Genomic DNA, 17522 nt, shown 5'->3' with positions numbered 1-17522 from the left:
ACAAATACATTATATTATAAATTTATCATAATTTATATATCAAAGGTAAAATTAAAGAAAATGTTAATCCTTAATAAATGTCAGATATTGATAAAAATGGTAATATAAAGATAATGGAACTGAAAAGAGGGTTACTATTTTGAGCAAAAAAGCGATTGGCTTTATGGATTCTGGAGTTGGTGGTTTAACAGTTGCAAAGCTGGCAATGAAAGAATTACAAAGCGAAAATATTGCATATTTGGGCGATGAAGCCCGTTTACCATATGGTGAAAAAACTAAAGAAGAAATTCAACAATATTCATTACAAATAGCAAACTTCTTAATTAAAAAAGAAGATATTAAAATGCTTGTGATTGCATGTAATACAGCAACGTCGTATGCATTAGATTATTTAAAGAAGCACCTTCTTATTCCCGTAATTGGTGTTGTTAAACCAGGAAGCATTGCTGCGGTCAATAGTACAAAGATTAACCGTATTGGATTAATTGCCACTAATGGAACTGTTAAGAGTGGTGCTTACGAAAAAGAAATTAATAAGATTAATAATAATGTCAAAGTATTCAGCCAAGGATGCCCAAGATTTGTTCCAATGGTTGAAAACCAGGAATATAAAGATATGGGAAAACAAGAAATTGTTAATGATGATTTATTAACTATCAATTCTCGTAATATCGATACTTTGATTCTTGGCTGTACTCATTTCCCAATCATGCGTGAGATGATTCAAAAATCAGTGGGTGATTCGGTCCAACTAATTGATCCTGGATACGAAACTGTTAAACAAATTAAGACGGTTTTACAACAACAACATCTTGAAAATAATGAAAAAAGAGATACTACTTATTCATTCTATACTACAGGTGATGCTGATAAGTTCAATCAAGTTGCAAACGAGTGGCTCAACTATGAAGCACATGCTAAGCACATACCAATTAAAGAATTAGAGGAGTTATGATTATGGACAAAATTGTAATTGCGACTAACAACCAAAATAAAGCCCGAGAATTTCGTGAAATGTTTGCCGATAAAAACATTGACTTTAAAACACTTGCAGATTTTCCAGAATTAGGTAAAATTATTGAAAATGGTGAGTCATTTGAAGAAAACGCCACCATTAAAGCACAAGCCATTTTCGAGCGAACTAATTTAGCCGTTTTAGCTGATGATTCCGGTTTGGAAGTGCCTGCATTAAATAATGAACCTGGAATTCATTCAGCAAGATATGCTGGAGATCATGATGACATAGCTAATAATAAGAAATTATTGGCAAAATTAGGTGACAGTGACAAGCGTGACGCTAAATTTGTGACTTGCTTAGTATTATTGAATCAACATGGTGAAAAATTCGTTGTTTATGGAACCGTAGAAGGAATCATTCTAAAAGCACCAAGAGGTGATAATGGTTTTGGATACGACCCATTATTTTATGTACCAAGTAAGAAGAAGACCATGGCAGAAATGTCTGATCATGAAAAAAATGAGATAAGCCATCGTGGAAATGCAATTAAACAACTATATAGTAAGTTTGATGAATGGTGGAGGGCTTAAGATTAAACTAATTGTAAGATTAAATAGTAAATGCTATTATAATCATATAAACGTATGAGGAGGGGTTGCATGACAATTGGAGGATTAGCTGGTTTGATTGCCGCAGTTGCATTTTTCATTATTGCAATTTGCGCTGCGGTTCTACTAATCAAGTTATCTAAGACCGTTGATGAGGTAAATAAGAATATTAATTCTATTTCTCAAGATATTGATGTAATATCAAAACAAGCCGAAGATATTTTAGCTAGCTCAAATTCATTAGTTAAGGATGTTAATGAAAAAATCAACACCTTGGATCCAGTTTATCAAGCTGCTGCAGATGTTGGACAAAGCGTTAGCAAGTTAAATAACGCAACTCAAAACTTAACCAAAAAGTTCCAAAACAGAAACAAAAAATCATTTATGGAAAAAGCCGCAGGTGCTGGCTTTAGAATGTTTAAAAAATAAAAGGGAGTGTTTTTTATGAAAAAGACAGGACTATTTTTATTAGGATTAACTACCGGTGCAGCAGCTGCTGCATATTTAGCATATCGTAAGATGGATGATGAAAAGACAAAGGAATTCGTTAACAGCACTGTAAAGACTGCAAACGACTTAAAGGATCGAGCATTGGATTATGCTTTTTACGCTTTAGACTCTGTTGACGACGTAAAAGAGCAACTACAATACAAGACATCAGATGCTAAGTCAAAGATTAAAGATGCTGCTGGTAAGGTTAACGATAACGTAGTTAACAAAGCACAATACTACTACGACGAAGGTAGTACCCAATTCCACAAAGCAGCTGACAACTTGAGAAATCAAGTTAGAAAAAACGATGATGATAGCCAAGATATCGTTATTGATCCAGATGCTATAAAAAAAGAAGATAATTTAAGTAAATAATTTTTAATTGTAAAAGAGGCCTGACTTGGTTAGGTCTCTTTTGCGTTTTTAAGAGGTGGTAGTCTTGTTAAATCATCGTTTATCTGATATATTTGTAAACATATTGAAAGCGCTATGAAAACAAACCAGGCGGACTTAAAGAGGAGTTTGAGAGAATGGAAAAGCAAAATGTAACTATTTACGATGTTGCTAGAGAATCTGGGGTTTCCATGGCTACTGTTTCTAGAGTTTTAAATGGTAACAGTAACGTACGACAAGCAACCAAAGAAAAAGTGTTGAAGGTCATAGATGATTTGGACTATCGCCCTAATGCTGTGGCAAGGGGACTAGCAAGTAAGAAGACAACAACGGTTGGGGTAATCATTCCCGATGTAACCGATGGATACTTTTCTTCACTAGCTCGTGGAATTGATGATATTGCAACTATGTATAAGTACAATATTATCTTAGCCAATTCGGATGATAATCCTGATAAGGAAGCATCAGTACTAAATACATTGTTAAGTAAACAAGTTGATGGAATTATTTTTATGGGTAACGAAATTAATGATGACTTAAGAGCTGATTTTAAGCGTTCTGACTGCCCGATTGTTCTAGCAGGATCAGTTGATATTAATAATTCTGTACCCAGCGTAAATATCGATTATGCAGATGCTGTGAAGAATGAAACAGAACGTTTGATAAAAAATGGTAATCGTAGAATCGCCTTTGCATCTGGTTCAATGAAACAAGATGTTAATAAGGAATACAGATTAAAAGGTTATGTTTCAGCCTTACAAAACAGCGGCATCATTTTTGATGAAAAGTTGGTTTTTGAAACAAAGGGAACATATGAAGACGGTTATGATTTGGCTGAACAGCTCATAAATGATAAAATTACGGCAGCAGTAGCCACTAATGATGAATTGGCTGCCGGAATTTTAAATGGAATGACCGATAGGGGAGTTTCAGTGCCACATGATTTTGAATTATTCACAAGTAATAATACAAAATTAGCTAAGATGATGAGACCACAATTGTCTTCTATCACTCAACCTTTATATGATATTGGTGCGGTAGCAATGAGATTATTGACCAAGATCATGAATAAAGAAGAGATTGATAATCGCTATGTGGTTTTAGGCTATGAAATAGTTGAACGCGACTCGACTAAATAGCTGATATAGTAACTTGATTAATTATATACTGATTGATATAATTGATATGTTTGTAAACTAATGAAACAATAGAATTCGAGAGGAGTGCTGTGATTATGTCAGGACATTCAAAATGGCATAACATTCAAGGACGTAAAGGTGCCCAAGATAAAAAACGTGGTAAGATTTTCCAAAAATTGTCTCGTGATTTATACCAAGCTGCTAAAGCTGGTGGTCCAGAACCAGATGGTAACCCACAATTACGTCTTGTGATTGATAAAGCTCATGCTGCCAACATGCCTAAGGATAACATCCAACGTGCTATCGATAAGGCTTCTGGTCAAGGTGGAGCAAATTACGAAGAAATTACTTACGAAGGATATGGACCTGCTGGTACAGCAATCATGGTTTCTTGCTTAACTGATAACAAGAACCGTACTGCTGCTGCCGTACGTTCAGCATTCAGTCACCATGGTGGTTCACTAGGATCAAATGGTTCTGTTTCATATATGTTTGACCGTAAGGGATACATTGTTATCCTACGTGACGGATTAGACGTTGATGAAGACAGTATGTTAATGGATGTTTTAGATGCTGGTGGAGAAGACATGAAGTCAGATGATGACCAATTTGAAATTTTCACTGCGCCTTCAGATCTAACTGCTGTTAGAGATGCTTTACAAGAAAAATATGATTTAGATACTGCTGAAGTTACAATGTTCCCTCAAAACAAGACTGCTGTGCCAAGTGATAAAGTTTCACAATACACTGGTCTAATTGATGAACTTGATGAAAACGATGACGTCCAAGACGTTTACGAAGCAGCTGAATTACCTGAAGCAGCTGAATAATTAAAGGAGATGCATATTTATGCATCTTTTTTTTATAAAAAATAAATGGAACCTCTACTTTTTTCGAATATAAAAAGTGGAGGTTTTTTTATGAGCATTTCAAATTATTTTGATGATCTAATTAATCAAGCAATCGAAGGAAACATCAAAGATATCTATCTTCTGCCGATTAATGAAAATTATATTGTTAGAGAACATACAGGTCTAAGTATTGAGAATTATGGTTATATAAATTATGAAAAAGCAAAGAAATTAATCAATTACTGTAAATATATTGGTGGAATGTCAATCAGTGAGCATAGAAGACCACAGACTGGATCATTTGAGTTTATCAATAATAAAAAGAAATTTTTCTTGCGTTTTTCTTCAGTTGGTAATTATAAAAATCATGAATCCATGGTAATTAGAATTATCTATTCATTAGATGACAAGAATATTAATTATGATAATGAAAATCAATTTTATCGATTGAAAGAATTATCCAAACAAAATGGGATGATTATTTTCGCAGGTAAGACTGGTTCAGGAAAAACAACATCGATTTATCATTTAGCCAATTCAATGAGTTCCAATAAGTTGATTATGAGTATTGAAGATCCTGTGGAAATTATTAATACTAATTTTCTCCAATTACAGGTCAATGAATCAGCAGATATGGGGTTTGACGAATTAATTAAGGTTGGACTAAGAAGTCGACCTGATATTTTTATTATTGGTGAAATTAGGGATGCTAATACTGCTAAATCAGCTATTCGAGCAGCACTATCAGGTCACTTGGTATTAACTACTATTCATGCTAGAGATATTGATGGAGTTATTAATAGGCTGGGTCAATTGGGTTGTGATTATAATGATTTATTTAACTGTTTAAATGCGGTTGTTTTCCAAAAATTGTCTGTAAAAAATAAAAGAGATATTTCAGCAAATATGAATATTAAAAATGATTTTGCATTTTTAAAAGAAAGGATATTTGGTAATGGAAAAACTATCACTGGATAAACAGTATTATCTATTTAAAAATTTAAGTGATTTGTTTAGTTCTGGCTTCACGATTAAGGAATCGCTACAGTTTTTATCTGAAGTAGGTGGTAGACAATTAACAGTAAAAAAGATTGCTAATAAGTTGGGTGAAGGTAATAGTTTCAGTGACAGTATTGTAGGGTTGATTCATAATGATTTTTATAATCAAATCATGATTAGTGAAAAATATGGTGATCTTTCATCTTGTTTAGTTGAGTTAAGCCAATTTATTGAAGTTAAATTAAAGAATAAATCAAAGATAAAAGATTTACTGTTTTATCCAATTGTATTAGTAATTATTTTGATTGGAATTGTTTATGCAATCAATGCCTTTGTGTTACCACAATTAAGTTCGATTAATTCTATGCAGCATTATGATTTAATATGGCTATATATATTTTTATTCTTCATATTTTTTGGAATCTTGATTGTATTTGTTATGTATAAGCGATTACCGTTACTAAGAAAAAGAGACATTATATCGAGAATTCCATTTATTGGAAAAATATATAAAGCGTATATGGGATATATATTGTCACTTGAATTAAAGATGTTGATTCAAAACGGAATTGATTTGAAGAATATACTAAGAATATTAAAAGACTTTAAACCAAACACGGTTATGTATAAGTTAGGAAAAAAAGCACAATATTTAGCTGATCATGGAGAAGATATTGGGAAACTAACTAAAATGTATTCCTTCATTCCAGCGGAATTTAATGGATTTTTTCATCATGGATCAAAAGTGTCTGACATATTAATCAAATTAGAAGCTTTTTCACTGATCAAGTTTGATGAAATGAATCGTCGTTCAAATCAACTAATTAATTTAATTCAACCACTTTTATTTTTATTTATTGGTATTTGTATTGTTTTGGCATATTTAGTTATTCTTATGCCAATTTATTCATCGTTGAAAGGAATTTAAAAAATGAACAAGAAAAAAGCGGGATTTACACTAATTGAAATGACAATCGTATTATTTATTATTTCACTACTAATTTTAATCGTTGTACCAAATGTTTCAGGGCAAAGAAAACATGCAACTGAAGTACATGTACATGCAATGCAAACATTGGTCCAAGGTCAGATTGATTCATTTGCATCAGATGATAATAAAGCAGATGTAAGTATGGATGCACTTGTTAAAAACGGTTATTTAACCCAAAAGCAAGCTGATCAAGCTCAAGAAGAAGGCATTCAAATTGTTGATAATAAGGCAATTGAAAAAGAGTAAAGATGGATTTACTACAATTGAAATGCTAATTGTATTAATCATTAGCTCTTTTTTTATGTCATTATGTATATTTTTATATCAAGGTACTCACATTAATGATCAAGAATTAGAGAAAGAGTTTTGGGTAAATTTTAGGGAGTATTGGAAACAAGCAATTGAGAATAGTGCATATACTGGTTGGGAAACAAATATATATGAGAAAGATCATGATATTATCTTTTCCAATAAGGGGCATCATAACAAACTACGAATGCCTGATAGTATGCATTCACAGGATAATTTATTAATAACCGTTAATAATGATGGATATGTTCCACCACAAACATATGAGTGGTATTCTAAAAATACGCATACCCGTTACCTTTTAAAAGTACAACTTGGTGGAGGTATTTATAAAATATATGAAAAATATTATGAATAAGGGGTTTATTATGATTGATTCGATTGCGTCGTTGACTTTAATTTCGGTCGGGATGATTTTCTTCTGTGAATCCAATCAACATATGTATAATAATCTCGATAAAGCTAGAAGAACATTGATAAAAAAGAGAATAGATTATGAAAAGAGAAAAGGCTTTTACGATTATTGAAACAATTATTGCCATTACGATACTTGGATTAATTGCTTTTACGATTACAATGATTAATCCATTGAAAAAATCATATAATCGAAAAAATATACATGCAGTGGATTTTCAAATGTTTTTAAATAATATAGAATCTCCAAAAAAACATTATTTTTTGTATAAAATTGTGGGTAGGGAATTGTTATATATTGGAAGTAAAAAGTCTAATAAAGAATATCAAATGTATAAAAACGGAAAAACGATAATCTTATCTGGTATTAATGGTGGTTTTTATCCGCTTTTGGATGATGTTAAAAGTATTAGTTTTAAAGACATAAAGAATCATTTAGCAATGAATGTGGTATTTACAAACAATGAAAGTTATGAGGATGTGAGTTCAATATCTTATGATTAAAAAATGTGGATCGGCTACATTGATTGCAATTGTTGTTCTATCAGTTTTATCAATTTTCTTATTGATAAAATATGAAAAATATAATGCTGAAATGCAGACGATAGACAAATTGATAAAAAGCTATGAACAACGATAATTTATATACAAGTTATTAATGGTTTATCTTGAATTTTCTTGTGAAAATCTGGTAATATGAAAGTTGTTATTAAGTGATAATACTTTTAAGGGAGTTGAGTGTGCTGACTGAGAAAGATACAGAAACTCTGTTTAAAGTTTTCAATTCTTCAGCTGAAATCTTGAAAGATAAGCTAGGCGTATCATATCTTGATGCATTCATCGAGACTGGCGATAATCTTATCAATGACGGACAAGTTCATGTTGAAGATGATATACCAGATAGTGACACAGTTTCTAAGTTAGAAGGATTATACCGAGACGTAGATTATCAATCTATGGATGCAGAAACTGTAAGAAAGGCAATTCAAATTTGCATGATCAAAGCAACCAAAGAGGATGCTATTCAAGCAAATCACCAAATAACACCTGATACAATAGCCTCAATCATGGGTTATTTAGTTATTAGATTAGTTAAGAATGCCAAGCATCTACAGATTCTGGATTTATCCGTTGGAATGGGTAACCTATTAACTACGGTTATGAATCAATTAAAGGATGCAGTTAAGGATATTGATTTGCATGCTATCGGAATTGATAATGATGATTCCATGTTAGCTGTTTCAAGCATAAGTACACAAATGCAAAGAAACGATAAAAATACTGAACTTATTTATCAAGATTCAGTTGCCAACATTTTGGTGGATGATGCAGATTTAGTAATTTCCGATTTACCAATTGGGTACTATCCAATTGATGAAAATACCACTAACTATAAGACAAGATCAACAGATGGTCATTCATATGCTCACCACTTGTTAATTGAACAAGGGATGAACCATATCAAACCAGGTGGTTATGGGGTTTTCTTAGTACCAAGTAATATCTTTAACACGCCAGAATCAAAATCATTATTAAAATGGATTCAAGACAATGCCTATCTTCAAGCATTGTTGAATCTACCAAAAGAAATTTTTAATAATGCAAATGCTCAAAAAGCAATTTTGATTTTACAAAAGCATGGTGAAGATGCCCACCAAGTTGAAAAAATTATGATTGGTGAGTTCCCATCATTTAACGAAGTTTCTGCGTTCCAAAAATTTCTTGCAGAACTAGTTGAGTGGGAAGAAAAAGATTTATTATCTAAAAAAAGTTAGGAGAACTATTATGGGAAAGTCAATTGCAATTAACGCAGGAAGTTCCACATTAAAATTTAAGTTATTCGAAATGCCTTCAGAAAAATTAATCTCAAGCGGGGCAATCGATAGAATTGGTTTAACTAAATCAGATGTTGAAATTAAATACGGTGATGGCGAAAAATTCCAAAAGACAATGGATATTCAAAACCACGAAGAAGCAATTAAACTTGTATTGGACAAACTACTAAGTTTAAATATTATTGCTGACTACAATGAAATTACAGGTGTTGGTCACCGTGTCGTTGCCGGTGGAGAATACTTTACTGATTCTGTAGTTATTGATGATGATGTTTTAAGTAAGTTAGAAAAACTATCTGAATTAGCTCCACTTCATGAACCAGCAAATATTTTAGGAATCAAAGCATTCAAGAAAATTTTGCCAGATGTAATTAGTGTTGCTGTATTTGATACTTCATTCCATACTTCAATGCCAGAAGAAAACTACATGTATGCTTTACCATACAAATACTACCGTGATCACAAAGCTAGAAAATATGGTGCACATGGTACTAGTTATCGTTATGTATCAGGACGTGCTGCGGATATGATGGGCAAAAAGCTAGAAGACTTAAAACTAGTTATCATGCACTTAGGTGCCGGTGCCTCAATTTGTGCCGTAGATCATGGTAAATCATTAGATACTTCAATGGGTTTCACTCCATTAACAGGTATCATGATGGCAACAAGATCTGGTGATGTTGATCCTTCACTACTTGCATACATTATGCAAAAAGAAGGCATTTCAGACATTAACGAAATGATTAACATCTTAAACAAGAAGTCAGGATTAGCTGGTGTATCTGAAGTTTCTGCTGATATGAGAGATTTAGAAGCAGTTAAGGACAATAATCACCAAGCTGAATTGGCTCGAAACATGTATATGAACAGAATTGTTAGATATGTTGGACAATATGTTGCTGAAATGAACGGTGTTGATGGTATTGTATTTACAGCCGGTGTTGGTGAAAATGATATTGGTATCCGACAAGAAGTTGCTGATAAGTTAAGTTACTTCGGTGTTAAGGTCGATCCTGAAAAGAACCACATTCGTGCGGTTGAAAGAGACATCAGTGCTGACGATGCGAAAATCAAGACACTATTAATTCCTACAAACGAAGAATTAATGATTGTTAGAGATATCGAACGTCTTAAAAAATAGTGAAAAAGAGGCCAGATAAGGTCTCTTTTTTATTTTCATGGATTGATGAAAATAATTCAATTAAATATAAATAACATGAATAAACGTTGAAAGAATGCGGATTAAACGTCAATAAGTGCCAATGTATAAAGGCTATGACGTATTGCAGTTGGAATAAAATATGTATAATTAATATCATAGAATATTAAGAGGAGGGTGATGAAATGCAAGAATCACCGAAACAAGAAAGCCAACAGCTTTCAAGAGGTTTGAAAAATCGTCATGTTCAATTAATTGCTTTAGGTGGAACAATCGGAACAGGTTTGTTCCTAGGAGCTGGTGAATCTATTCATTTTGCTGGTCCATCAATTATTTTAGCTTATCTAATTGCTGGTATTGCCGGATTCTTTATCATGAGATCACTTGGTGAATTATTATTATCAAATGTTGATTGCCATTCATTTATTGAATTTATTGAAAAGTACTTAGGCGAAAAAATGGGATTTGTAGCCGGTTGGACATATTGGGCCTGTTGGATAACAATTGCCATGGCTGAAATTACAGCTGCCAGTTTGTACATAAAATATTGGTTCCCGAGTGTGCCACAATGGATAACTGGTTTAATTATTATTATTATTTTGTTCCTATTGAACACAATAAATGTATCAGCTTTCGGTGAAACTGAATTTTGGTTTGCATTGATTAAGGTTGTTGCTATTTTAGCTTTAATCGCAACAGGAATCGTTTTGGTAATTATAAATTACAAAACTCCTGTTGGTCATGCAAGTCTAGGTAACCTATTTGGACACAGAATGTTTGCACATGGTATTTCAGGTTTCTTAATGAGTTTTCAAATGGTTATCTTTAGTTTTGCTGGAATTGAAATGATTGGTATGACTGCTTCAGAAACACATAATCCTGAAAAAGTTATTCCAAAGGCTATTAACGAAGTTCCTTCAAGAATTTTAATTTTTTACATTGGTTCATTGGTAGCATTAATGTGCATTTATCCATGGAAATACATTAATGCCGATTCAAGTCCATTCGTACAAGTTTTTCAAAATATTGGAATTGCAGGGGCTGCATCAATTATTAACTTTGTTGTTTTAACCGCAGCTGTATCTGCATGTAATTCATCAATCTTTACAACAGGAAGAATGGCTTACTCATTATGTTATGGTACTAACAACAAAATCGGTAAGAAGATTGGTTCATTAACTAAGAATGGTTTGCCAGCGTCAGGAATCGTATTTTCAATCGTTGTTATTGCAATTTCATTATTCTTAAATGCATTTATGCCAAACGGCGTTTTCCAATTAATTTCAAGTGTAGCTACCACTTGTTTCTTATTCATTTGGGGTTTAATTGTAATCGCACACATTAAATATAGAAAGACTGTTAAGAAGAACAAGAAAGAAGGCAGTCTAACATTTAAGATGCCTTTATTCCCACTTTCAAGTTACTTTGTATTGGCATTCTTATTATTCGTAGCAGTTGTATTGCTATTTAGAGTAGACACTATGATTCCATTAATTGGATCAATTATATGGATTATATTCTTATACATCTTTAAGGTTATTAAAGATTTAGTATAAAAAATAAAACAGTTTCAACAACTAGTTACTTAATTAAGTGGATAGTTTGCTTGAAGCTGTTTTTTTATTTTTCATTTGCTCAATAATAGTTTATTCTATTAGTAAGGAAGTAGGTGGCAATAATGAAATACTTTATAGCGGATACGCATTTTCTTGATAAACATATGATAGGAAATAAGAATTTCGCGCCACGACCATATTTCTTTGTTGATGAAATGGATAACGATATAGTAAAAAACTGGAACAAAGAGATTTCTGATGGTGATATAGTTTACCACCTTGGAGATATCGCAGTTTGTCATGAAAAGCCTCAAAGAAAAGCACATGAAAAAATTTATGATATTTTAAAACAATTGAATGGACATATTGTTTTTATTAAAGGAAATCATGATAGTAGAGCCTTGTTCAAGTTTATTGAGAAGAATAACTATAATTTAAATGGAAAACCAAAGTTTTCTTTCCATGATGTTGGAACGTTGATTAAGATGAATCACGCTCAATATTATATGACTCACTACCCATTAATGATGGGTCAGGTTGGACCGATTATTGATCTTCATGGGCATATTCATCATTATTCAGTGCCAATTAAGGAAAATATCAATGTTGGGGTAGATAGTCCAGAGAAAGATTATTTAGGTTATGAAAAACCATTTGGTGCTCCGTTTAGCGAACAGGATATTTTTACTATGGTGGAACAAAAGAAAATTGATTTTGCCAAAAGACGATAAGGAGGAAGTAAGTTTGGAAAAAATAGCTATTTTACATACTAACGATTTACATTCACACTTTGAAAATTGGCCAAGAATAAAAAGATATTTAATTACTGAAAAACAAAAGTTGGAAAAAGAAGGTTACTTCGTTATTACTGTTGATTTAGGTGATGCTTTAGATAGAGCTGATCCATTAACTGATGCTACTAACGGTAAAGCGAATGTTGAACTATTAAACGAAATTGGCTACGATGCTGCGACAATCGGTAATAATGAAGGTTTAACCAATAGTAAAGACCAGTTAAACCATTTGTATGATAATGCTAATTTTGATGTAGTGCTAGCCAATATTGTTGATGCTGATACTAAGAAGCGACCAGATTGGGCTCATGAAACCAAGATGATTAATACCCCTGCTGGTAATCATATTAAGATTTATGGTTTAACTGCACCATATCAATCAACCTATACTCTGGAGGGATGGACGCCAATAGATGATCAGGAAAAAATTCCGGAATTGTTGAACAACGATAAGGATGACGAAGTATTAGTATTGTTGTCTCATTTAGGAGTTACCCAAGACAGATTAATTGCTAAAAAATTTCCCCGTTTTGATGTTATCATTGGAAGTCATACTCACCATTTGTTCGAGCACGGTGAAAAAGATAATAATTCATTATTGGCTGCTGCTGGTAAATATGGTTACTACGTTGGGAAAATTACATTAGAAGTTGAAGATAATTGCGTTATCAATAGTGAAGCAAGTGTCGTAAGAACTAGTGATTTGCCTGTTGAACCTCAAGATAGTAAGTGGCATGATGATTTGGAAAAACGTGGGCAAGACATTTTATCTCAATCTAAAGTTGCTAAGTTGGATAAAAAAATGGATAATGGTCTTCGTGGTAAGCCCAGAATGGTTAGCGAATTTTTATCCGCAATGAAAGACAAAGCAGATACTAAAGCAGCAATTGTTAATAATGGACTATTTTTGCATCCTCTTCCTGAAGGGATTGTAGATAAGAATCAATTACATCAAATATTGCCACATTCTATGCATGTAACTAAAACAACACTATTAGGTAGTGACTTATGGCGTATGGTGATGGAAATGCAAAAGAATTGGAAATTCCTAATTGCATATGAACAAAAAGGAATGGGCTTTAGAGGCAAATACTTTGGCCAATTAAATTATGATGGAATCGAAGTTGATGACCAAAATAATGTTTACTTTGATGGTAAGTTAATTAATTTTAACCAAAACTATGAAATTGCATTATTAGATCATTATATTTTCATTCCTTTCTTCCCAACGGTTGCAATTAAAGGTAATAATAATATTTTGTATGATCAAACACTAAGAGAAGTTTTTGCATCATACTTATCAAAAAAATATCCGCTAGAATAGGAGAGGATAATTTTGGATCGTAAGAGTATTGAAGAGCTAGTCGAAGAAAAAAATAGTAATTATAAACCACTAGCTAACATAAAACTTGAAAGTGAAAAGACTATTTTAATTAATGGTCATAAATATGAAATCATTAGCAATCGTAACAATTGCTTTAATATTGATGACTTCGTTACTAGTTATAGTCCCATCTTTAGTAGATACAGCTTTATTGTTGGTGACTACGGATATGGTGTATTGAGACTAAAAGGATTTTCTGATGATGGTAGTAATACACCACTACAGAACCAATTTATGGCAATTCAAGATTATTTATATGAATATGCCAACATGGGCGCAGATTATTTTGTTTTGCATAACTTGGAAGTGAAAACTAAGCCAAATGGATCCTTTAATAAGAGAAAAGGTCGTCGAACTTCAAATAAGAACAATCGACATGCTTTTATCAAGGAAAAGGTAACTAATGAAAAGCCACGTGTTGACAAAAGAGAACATGTGACAGTTACTCAATCAAAAGGACATGGAAAAAGACATTTTACAATCAAACAGAGAAATGACTAGGAGAGAGTATTGATGACAAAGTATAAAGGTTATTTTATTGACCTTGATGGCACAATTTATGCCGGAAGCAAGAGAATTCCAGCTGCCAAGAGATTTATCGAAAGGCTACAATCAAATGGAATTGATTTTCTTTTTGTAACCAATAACACAACTAAGATGCCTGAGGATGTAGTTAAAAATCTAAGTGATAATCACGACATTCATGTGGGTATCGATAATGTTTACACAGCAGGGTTAGCTACTGCTGACTATGTAAAAAAAGATGCTGAAAGTAACCAATTAGACAAGACAGCTTATGTAGTTGGTGAAAGGGGATTAATAACTGCTCTTCAAAATAATGGTTTTGAGATTACAGATAACAATCCAAAGTATGTAATTGTTGGTTTAGATAGTTCAGTTACATATAACCAATTAAGTAAGGCAGTTCTATTAGTAAGAGATGGTGCTAAGTTTATTGGTACTAATCCTGATAGTAATATTCCTACTGAAAAAGGGATGCAACCAGGAGCAGGTTCACTAGTAAAACTGGTTGAATATGCAACCCAGCAAAAGCCAGTTCTAATTGGTAAACCAGAATCAATCATTATGCAAAATGCATTAGACAATATCGGTTTGAGTAAGTCTGATGTAGTAATGGTTGGAGATAATTATATGACTGATATTTCGGCGGGTATTAACTTTGGCATGGATACCCTAATAGTTTACACTGGATTATCTACAAAAGAGCAAGTATCACAAAAAGAAGTTCCACCAACTCATCAAATTGATTCATTGGATGACTGGGAAGTTTAATTTGAATATTGAATTTATGAAGTATCGAGCGTTATCGTTAGTAATCATGTTGTGGTTTGTAACTTGCTCGATATTTTTATTTATTAACATGCCATTTATATACACATCAGTTGTCCAGATATTGAACGTACAGCATGATATTAAAATGAGTTTAGGAGAAATAAGTGATAATTATCTATTGATTATTAGATATTTACAGTCATTTTTTATTAGAGATATGCAAACAACATTGCCAATTAACAATGTTGTGAAGGTTCATTTTGGGGATGTTAAAAGACTCATTCTATTAAACAATGTATTCATGGTAGTTATGACACCGTTATTAATTAAATTATTGATTAAATTAAGGAAGACTCACCTTTTATGGATTTTCAAATCATCGTTTAAGCAAATATACGGATGTTTCGTATTTATTTTTGTGTTTGCAATTATTGATTTTAACGACGCTTTTATATATTTTCATAAAATCCTATTTAGAAACAATGACTGGATATTTAATGCAAAAAAAGAACCAATCATTATATTGTTCCCAGATCAGTACTTTATGATTGGATTTGCTTTTATATTTATATTTGTGACTGTATTTTATTTAATGCTGTTACGCTTTATTAATAAATCAAAACAATAAAAAAAGGACCCAAATTAGAGGCCCTTTTTATTATGATTTCTTTTCTTTTTTGAATAATGCTACTAAAGCAGGGATACAAGTTACTAGAATGATACCAAGTACAACCACTGAGAAGTGTTCTTGTACAAATGGGATGTTTCCAAAGAAGTATCCACCACCACAGCATAGTAGTACCCATACGATACAAGCGGCAACGTTATATTTAACGAATTTGCTGTATTTATAACCACTGGATGCTGCAATGAATGGTGCGAAAGTTCTAATGATTGGCATGAACCTTGCAATAAATATAGCTAATATACCGTATTTATCAAAGAAAGTTTTTGCTTTGTCTAGTTGTTCTTGTTTAATGAACTTGCCGATGTGTTTTTGTTTAGTAAGTTTATTACCAACTTTTTCTCCTAGGAAAAAGTTCAATGAGTCACCTACGATTGAAGCTATTAAGAATAAGATGATAAATATGAATATACTTAGATGATATTTTGGGTTGGCAGAGATAGCTGCCGCTGCAAATAGTAATGAATCACCAGGTAGAAACGGCATGATTACAATTCCAGTCTCAATAAATATTACTAAAAATAATAATAGGTAGGTCCAATCACCAAAATAATTAACTAAGTTAATGATGTGTTGATCAATGTGTAATATAAAATCTATTAAAAGTTGCATTTCTCTCTCCTTTTGTTGTTTAACTATATTTTAACAAATTTACATGATTAACATTAAAGTTTTTTTAAATAATTTAGCAAAAACACTTAATCATTTTTACTTCGTTAGCTATAATGTATATAGCAATTAAATATATGGAGGACAAAATGACTCAATATCCACAATTAAGTATAGATGATAAGTATAAGCCGATGGCTATTCTAAAGACAAATTATGGTGATATTCAAATAGCTTTGTTTGAAAAACAAGCACCTCAAGCAGTAGAAAATTTCATGAAATTAGCAGAAGTTGGTTACTATGATGGAACAACATTTCATAGAGTTATCAAAGACTTTATGATTCAAGGTGGTGATCCAACAGCAACCGGTGCAGGTGGTGAAAGTATTTGGAATCGTCCATTTGATGATGAATTCTCTAAAGACTTATATAATGTACGTGGAGCTGTGTCTATGGCTAATTCTGGTCCAAACACCAATGGTAGTCAGTTTTTTATTGTGCAAAATAAGACACTTCCTGAAACACTAATGGATCAAATGAATGAAGCAGGATTTCCTGAAGAAATCATTGATTATTATGTTAAGAATGGTGGGACACCTTGGCTAGATTTTAGGCATACTGTATTTGGGCAAGTAGTTAATGGTATGGATATAGTCGATAAGATTGCAGATGCTAAGGTAGATGCAAATGACAAGCCGGTTGAAGATGTTTTAGTAAACAAAATAGAAATTTTCAAATAAATACTTGACCATAAAAAGACTTCCTGGTAGTATAAATATTGCTGTTGAGAGAGATTACTTAATCTTCTCAATAATCTTGGAAAAATTGATGTTGACAGTTATTATTCATTTTGATAATATAATTAAGTCGCGTTAAATCAATTGATTTCAAGCGTTGGCAAATAAAAAAAGTTATTGACACAATGTTGATAATTTGCTATTATTAATGAGTTGTCAATTGAGACAATAAGTTAAAAGGTAGATCTTTGAAAACTGAACAAGATTGATAATCGATGATGTGTAAGGAACTTACAACTTGGTTGTAAGAATTAAA

At 32.2% G+C, this 17522-nt stretch carries 21 protein-coding genes; 20 read left to right on the top strand and 1 reads right to left on the bottom strand.

What is annotated here, in order from left to right:
• The first annotated feature begins 139 nt into the window (after positions 1–139).
• The 19 genes from racE to FD688_RS02835 all read left to right on the top strand — a co-directional run bounded on the left by racE (position 140) and on the right by FD688_RS02835 (position 15803).
• Positions 140–955: a glutamate racemase gene (gene racE / locus FD688_RS02925; RefSeq protein ID WP_138741725.1), complete on the top strand. Its 816-nt coding sequence runs from the start codon at positions 140–142 to the stop codon at positions 953–955.
• 2 nt (positions 956–957) lie between these two features.
• Complete coding sequence (locus tag FD688_RS02920) at positions 958–1548, top strand: XTP/dITP diphosphatase (RefSeq protein WP_138741724.1); 591 nt, start codon at positions 958–960, stop codon at positions 1546–1548.
• A gap of 69 nt (positions 1549–1617) precedes the next feature.
• A complete protein-coding gene (locus tag FD688_RS02915; protein WP_190242891.1) occupies positions 1618–1995 on the top strand; it encodes a DUF948 domain-containing protein in 378 nt (125 codons plus the stop codon).
• A gap of 15 nt (positions 1996–2010) precedes the next feature.
• Positions 2011–2433: a YtxH domain-containing protein gene (locus FD688_RS02910; RefSeq protein WP_138741722.1), complete on the top strand. Its 423-nt coding sequence runs from the start codon at positions 2011–2013 to the stop codon at positions 2431–2433.
• A gap of 155 nt (positions 2434–2588) precedes the next feature.
• On the top strand, positions 2589–3590 hold the full coding sequence (ccpA, locus tag FD688_RS02905) for a catabolite control protein A (protein WP_138741721.1): 1002 nt from the start codon (positions 2589–2591) through the stop codon (positions 3588–3590).
• Positions 3591–3685: 95 nt separating this feature from the next.
• Positions 3686–4420 carry a YebC/PmpR family DNA-binding transcriptional regulator gene (locus tag FD688_RS02900; protein ID WP_034532182.1) on the top strand — a complete coding sequence of 245 codons (735 nt, stop codon included), beginning with the start codon at positions 3686–3688 and terminating at the stop codon, positions 4418–4420.
• A 90-nt stretch (positions 4421–4510) separates the two neighbouring features.
• Positions 4511–5419: a competence type IV pilus ATPase ComGA gene (gene comGA, locus FD688_RS02895; RefSeq protein WP_190242890.1), complete on the top strand. Its 909-nt coding sequence runs from the start codon at positions 4511–4513 to the stop codon at positions 5417–5419.
• Positions 5397–6368 carry a type II secretion system F family protein gene (locus FD688_RS02890; protein WP_138741719.1) on the top strand — a complete coding sequence of 324 codons (972 nt, stop codon included), beginning with the start codon at positions 5397–5399 and terminating at the stop codon, positions 6366–6368. The genes comGA and FD688_RS02890 overlap by 23 nt, the downstream gene beginning before the upstream one ends.
• A gap of 3 nt (positions 6369–6371) precedes the next feature.
• Positions 6372–6677, top strand: a complete 306-nt coding sequence (gene comGC / locus FD688_RS02885) for a competence type IV pilus major pilin ComGC (protein ID WP_138741718.1) — start codon at positions 6372–6374, stop codon at positions 6675–6677.
• Positions 6664–7098, top strand: a complete 435-nt coding sequence (locus FD688_RS02880) for a prepilin-type N-terminal cleavage/methylation domain-containing protein (RefSeq protein WP_138741717.1) — start codon at positions 6664–6666, stop codon at positions 7096–7098. The genes comGC and FD688_RS02880 overlap by 14 nt, the downstream gene beginning before the upstream one ends.
• A gap of 137 nt (positions 7099–7235) precedes the next feature.
• Positions 7236–7658, top strand: a complete 423-nt coding sequence (locus tag FD688_RS02875; protein WP_138741716.1) for a competence type IV pilus minor pilin ComGF — start codon at positions 7236–7238, stop codon at positions 7656–7658.
• A gap of 236 nt (positions 7659–7894) precedes the next feature.
• The gene (locus FD688_RS02870) at positions 7895–8929 is read left to right on the top strand and encodes a class I SAM-dependent methyltransferase (RefSeq protein ID WP_138741715.1); all 1035 of its coding nucleotides are present in this window, start codon (positions 7895–7897) and stop codon (positions 8927–8929) included.
• Positions 8930–8939: 10 nt separating this feature from the next.
• Positions 8940–10130 carry an acetate/propionate family kinase gene (locus FD688_RS02865; protein WP_138741714.1) on the top strand — a complete coding sequence of 397 codons (1191 nt, stop codon included), beginning with the start codon at positions 8940–8942 and terminating at the stop codon, positions 10128–10130.
• Positions 10131–10333: 203 nt separating this feature from the next.
• On the top strand, positions 10334–11704 hold the full coding sequence (locus FD688_RS02860; RefSeq protein ID WP_138741713.1) for an amino acid permease: 1371 nt from the start codon (positions 10334–10336) through the stop codon (positions 11702–11704).
• Positions 11705–11826: 122 nt separating this feature from the next.
• Positions 11827–12435, top strand: a complete 609-nt coding sequence (locus FD688_RS02855; RefSeq protein WP_138741712.1) for a metallophosphoesterase family protein — start codon at positions 11827–11829, stop codon at positions 12433–12435.
• Between the two features lie 13 nt (positions 12436–12448).
• Positions 12449–13822 carry a bifunctional metallophosphatase/5'-nucleotidase gene (locus tag FD688_RS02850; RefSeq protein WP_138741711.1) on the top strand — a complete coding sequence of 458 codons (1374 nt, stop codon included), beginning with the start codon at positions 12449–12451 and terminating at the stop codon, positions 13820–13822.
• Between the two features lie 12 nt (positions 13823–13834).
• Positions 13835–14383 carry a YutD family protein gene (locus FD688_RS02845; protein ID WP_190242888.1) on the top strand — a complete coding sequence of 183 codons (549 nt, stop codon included), beginning with the start codon at positions 13835–13837 and terminating at the stop codon, positions 14381–14383.
• Between the two features lie 12 nt (positions 14384–14395).
• A complete protein-coding gene (locus FD688_RS02840; RefSeq protein ID WP_138741709.1) occupies positions 14396–15175 on the top strand; it encodes a TIGR01457 family HAD-type hydrolase in 780 nt (259 codons plus the stop codon).
• Complete coding sequence (locus FD688_RS02835; RefSeq protein WP_138741708.1) at positions 15159–15803, top strand: TIGR01906 family membrane protein; 645 nt, start codon at positions 15159–15161, stop codon at positions 15801–15803. The genes FD688_RS02840 and FD688_RS02835 overlap by 17 nt, the downstream gene beginning before the upstream one ends.
• A gap of 30 nt (positions 15804–15833) precedes the next feature.
• On the opposite strand, the gene FD688_RS02830 is transcribed toward FD688_RS02835, so the two are convergent.
• Positions 15834–16472 carry a VTT domain-containing protein gene (locus tag FD688_RS02830; protein ID WP_138741707.1) on the bottom strand — a complete coding sequence of 213 codons (639 nt, stop codon included), beginning with the start codon at positions 16470–16472 and terminating at the stop codon, positions 15834–15836.
• Between the two features lie 146 nt (positions 16473–16618).
• On the opposite strand from FD688_RS02830, the gene FD688_RS02825 reads away from it, so the two are divergent.
• Positions 16619–17209, top strand: coding sequence for a peptidylprolyl isomerase (locus tag FD688_RS02825; RefSeq protein ID WP_138741706.1), 591 nt, complete (start codon positions 16619–16621; stop codon positions 17207–17209).
• Positions 17210–17522 lie beyond the last annotated feature (313 nt).

Origin of the sequence: Apilactobacillus kunkeei, from assembly GCF_005930975.1 — a bacterium.
Classification (GTDB): Bacteria; Bacillota; Bacilli; order Lactobacillales; family Lactobacillaceae; genus Apilactobacillus; species Apilactobacillus kunkeei_E.
This window is presented reverse-complemented; position numbering and strand designations above follow the sequence as displayed.

Coding starts and splice junctions, on each gene's coding strand:
- FD688_RS02910 (WP_138741722.1), top strand. CDS start 2,011: ATGAAAAAGACAGGACTATTTTTATTAGGATTAACTACCGGTGCAGCA.
- comGC (WP_138741718.1), top strand. CDS start 6,372: ATGAACAAGAAAAAAGCGGGATTTACACTAATTGAAATGACAATCGTA.
- FD688_RS02825 (WP_138741706.1), top strand. CDS start 16,619: ATGACTCAATATCCACAATTAAGTATAGATGATAAGTATAAGCCGATG.
- comGA (WP_190242890.1), top strand. CDS start 4,511: ATGAGCATTTCAAATTATTTTGATGATCTAATTAATCAAGCAATCGAA.
- FD688_RS02840 (WP_138741709.1), top strand. CDS start 14,396: ATGACAAAGTATAAAGGTTATTTTATTGACCTTGATGGCACAATTTAT.
- FD688_RS02855 (WP_138741712.1), top strand. CDS start 11,827: ATGAAATACTTTATAGCGGATACGCATTTTCTTGATAAACATATGATA.
- FD688_RS02860 (WP_138741713.1), top strand. CDS start 10,334: ATGCAAGAATCACCGAAACAAGAAAGCCAACAGCTTTCAAGAGGTTTG.
- FD688_RS02875 (WP_138741716.1), top strand. CDS start 7,236: ATGAAAAGAGAAAAGGCTTTTACGATTATTGAAACAATTATTGCCATT.
- FD688_RS02915 (WP_190242891.1), top strand. CDS start 1,618: ATGACAATTGGAGGATTAGCTGGTTTGATTGCCGCAGTTGCATTTTTC.
- FD688_RS02920 (WP_138741724.1), top strand. CDS start 958: ATGGACAAAATTGTAATTGCGACTAACAACCAAAATAAAGCCCGAGAA.
- ccpA (WP_138741721.1), top strand. CDS start 2,589: ATGGAAAAGCAAAATGTAACTATTTACGATGTTGCTAGAGAATCTGGG.
- FD688_RS02900 (WP_034532182.1), top strand. CDS start 3,686: ATGTCAGGACATTCAAAATGGCATAACATTCAAGGACGTAAAGGTGCC.
- FD688_RS02890 (WP_138741719.1), top strand. CDS start 5,397: ATGGAAAAACTATCACTGGATAAACAGTATTATCTATTTAAAAATTTA.
- FD688_RS02830 (WP_138741707.1), bottom strand. CDS start 16,472: ATGCAACTTTTAATAGATTTTATATTACACATTGATCAACACATCATT.
- FD688_RS02865 (WP_138741714.1), top strand. CDS start 8,940: ATGGGAAAGTCAATTGCAATTAACGCAGGAAGTTCCACATTAAAATTT.
- FD688_RS02835 (WP_138741708.1), top strand. CDS start 15,159: ATGACTGGGAAGTTTAATTTGAATATTGAATTTATGAAGTATCGAGCG.